The organism is Pigmentiphaga sp. (genome assembly GCF_019689535.1).
Classification (GTDB): Bacteria; Pseudomonadota; Gammaproteobacteria; order Burkholderiales; family Burkholderiaceae_B; genus Pigmentiphaga.
Window position 1 is genome coordinate 1 of sequence record NZ_JADGHH010000310.1, and the last position, 2,784, is coordinate 2,784.

At 63.1% G+C, this 2,784-nt stretch carries 4 protein-coding genes; 1 reads left to right on the forward strand and 3 read right to left on the reverse strand.

The features are described from left to right. On the forward strand, positions 1-779 hold a 779-nt coding region (locus IRZ12_RS17120; protein WP_296471167.1), incomplete at its 5' end, for an IclR family transcriptional regulator. Here the strand turns inward: IRZ12_RS17120 and IRZ12_RS17125 are convergent. From IRZ12_RS17125 to IRZ12_RS17135, 3 genes are all read right to left on the reverse strand, one after another. Continuing rightward, complete coding sequence (locus IRZ12_RS17125; protein ID WP_296471169.1) at positions 780-1,541, reverse strand: alpha/beta hydrolase; 762 nt, start codon at positions 1,539-1,541, stop codon at positions 780-782. 143 nt (positions 1,542-1,684) lie between these two features. Next, positions 1,685-2,083, reverse strand: coding sequence for a RidA family protein (locus IRZ12_RS17130; RefSeq protein ID WP_296471172.1), 399 nt, complete (start codon positions 2,081-2,083; stop codon positions 1,685-1,687). Between the two features lie 12 nt (positions 2,084-2,095). Beyond that, a partial coding sequence (locus IRZ12_RS17135) for a hypothetical protein (RefSeq protein WP_296471175.1) occupies positions 2,096-2,784 on the reverse strand: 689 nt, incomplete at its 5' end.

Sequence of the window (2,784 nt, forward strand, 5' to 3'; positions counted from 1 at the left end):
GCCCCCCCTCGCGCCGCAGCAAAGTGCAATCGGCCGGCACCGGCATGACCGTGCTCAAGACCCTGGCCGCCATGGGGGGCGCCGCCTCCCTCACCGCATTGGCCGGCCGGCTCGGCGAAAGCCCCGCCAAAGTCCACCGCTACCTGGCGAGCCTGGTGGAAGCGGATTTCGTCATCCAGGATCCGGCGACCTCGCGCTACTTGCTCGGCCCCGAATCGCTGGCCATCGGACTGGCCGCCATGCGCCAATCCGATGCCTTGACCCTCGCTTCGGCCGAACTGGCGAAGCTCGGCGAATCGCACAACCTATCGTGCTTCGTCTCGGTACTGGGTAACTGCGGTCCTACCATCGTGCGCTGGAGCGAACCCGTGCACCCGGTCGCCGTCAACGTCCGCGTCGGCTCCGTCATGCCCATCCTGTGGTCGGCCACCGGCCGCGCCTTCGGCGCCTTCTGCCGCTCCGCCATACTGGAGGCACTAATCACGAAAGAATTGGACGCGGCCACGCCGGACCAGCGCCTGCATGTGCCCGACCGCACCGCCGCGGAAAAAGTGTTCGAGGAAATCCGCGCGCTGGGCTGCGCCCCCGTGCGTGACCTCATGCTTGCCGGCATCAGCGCCGTCGCGGCGCCGGTGTTCAATGCCGACGGCAGCGTCACGGTCGTCATGACCGCGCTCGGCCCGTCGGGCGCATTCGACCCCGAGCCCGAAGGCGAGATCGCGCGCGCAGTGCGGGAAGCGGCGGCAACAGTCAGCAGGCGGTTGGGGTTTGGGCGCTAATCAACGGCACGCGCGCTCCAGAAAAGCGATGATCTGTTCACCGAACCACTGTTCGGACGTATTGAAGTGCGCCATGATCGACACGTGGTTGTGATCCGGCAGCACGAGATGGGGAGGCGCCGTCCCGCGCGCGCGGCCCAGCGTCAGCGCAAACTCGAGTCCGTACAAATCCAGCAGCGGATTCTCGAATTCGGCATTGGCGACCATCACGGGAATGCTCACTCTCGCAGCATGTGTCGCCGGCGATAGCTCGTGATAGCGCGCGACATCGGAGCCAAAATAGGCCGCGACCCCCGCCGCATTGGGATTTTGTGGCAGGGTATCGGCTCTCAATCGGGCGGAGACCAGCACCGCGCAGCCTATCTCGATGGGGCGCAGACCGTCCAACGGGTTACACAACAGCGTGGCGACGTGTGTACCGCCTGCCGAATGGCCGAGGAGGCAGACTCGATTAGGTGATCCGCCCCACTGCCGGATGTTGCGGGAAATCCAGTCGCACGCCCACGCAACATCGGCCGCCCCACCCGGGTACGGCGCTTCGTCTGCCAAGCGGTACTCGATGTTGACTCCGACACACCCTTGGCGCGCGAACCAGGTCAGCACGTTGCCGTACATCTCCGGGTTAATGTCTTTTGCGCCCCTGACAAACGCTCCACCGTGGACGAAAGCGACGACAGGGGCCTCCCGCGCTCCGGGCGGACGATAAAGATCGAGTACCTGCCGCACATGGGTTCCATACGCGAGGTTGCGCACGATCTCCACGCCATCCTTAGGCGCCTCGGCCAAGATAGGCAGATAGAGCGCCTTGGTTTCATCGCCCGCTGCACGTATGTCTCGCTGCCACCGAGGACCGATCTCGCGTAGACGACGAGTGACTAAATCAGGACGAGTCGCCACATGGAGCCTCACTGCGTCGACGGACGAAAAGCCACGCCTTCGACTTCGATCAACCATTCCGGACGGGCGAGAGCCTGAACGACGACGAGCGTGGATGCAGGTCTGGCCTCGCCGATAAAAGAGGTGCGTATGGGGCCGAAGAGGGGCACGTCGGACAACTTGGTCAAGTAAGCATTCACTTTAACTAGATGCTCCATCTTCATGTCGGCCGAGGCCAAGACAGACGCCAGGTTAGACCAGGCCTGGCGAGCCTGGGCTTCGAACCCGTCCGCCAAGCTCCCGTCCGGTGCGACTCCGACTTGACCCGCGATGTGCAGCCAAGTACCCGCGCCCTCGGTTGCAATGCCCATGCTATAGGGCCCGAGGGGAGGAGCCGCGTTAGGTACGGTAACAATGCGACTTGCCATGGCGCACCTTTCTTATTGCGTAGCGTCATCGATTTCCGGAACGCGCGGAATCTCGACCCCATACTCGCCCACGTCTTCCCGGATCTTATCGAGCCCTCTGCGGATGATGGCCACCTCTTCGTCGGGGTGCGTCGCACCAAGCCCGTACTCGGCAGCAAGTGCCCGATTCCGCCCGGATCTGGCACGCTCGTCTGGGGGGAGATTGACGACGGCATACACGCCGTTGAGCAGGCTCCCACGGAGCTTCTTGGCCACTTTTTCGCCGATGATGCGCTTTTCGTCTGCGGGCAGCTCAGTGAAGAAGCGGCGCATGATGATCCGCCCGAACTGAATGTGCCGCGCCTCGTCTCGCAAAATGAGTCGGCACGCCTCGCGGATCGAGGCGAAACGGGCATTCTCGTAGCGGGCCTGGAGCAACTCCCCGGACAACTGCTCGAAGAGCGTGTTGACCGACAACCCTGCGTAGAAGCTCATCGCCTTTTCGTCGGATTCGTCGTGGAAGCGCGGGATGATTTCCTTGAAATAGTCCGCCCGCGGCGACGGTTCATAGCCGCTCAAGTTGTCTGCGATGCGGAAGCTAGCCTCATGATGACGCAGCTCTTCGGCGATGAAATTGGTGATGTGTTGTTTGACTTCGAAGGGTTGGTGAGAAAAGATGGCTTCGCGCAAACGCTCCGCACCATACGGCGTTGCCCCATGCT

Excerpts from the sequence above, each read along its gene's own strand:
- IRZ12_RS17130 (WP_296471172.1), bottom strand. The coding sequence starts at position 2,083 with ATGGCAAGTCGCATTGTTACCGTACCTAACGCGGCTCCTCCCCTCGGG.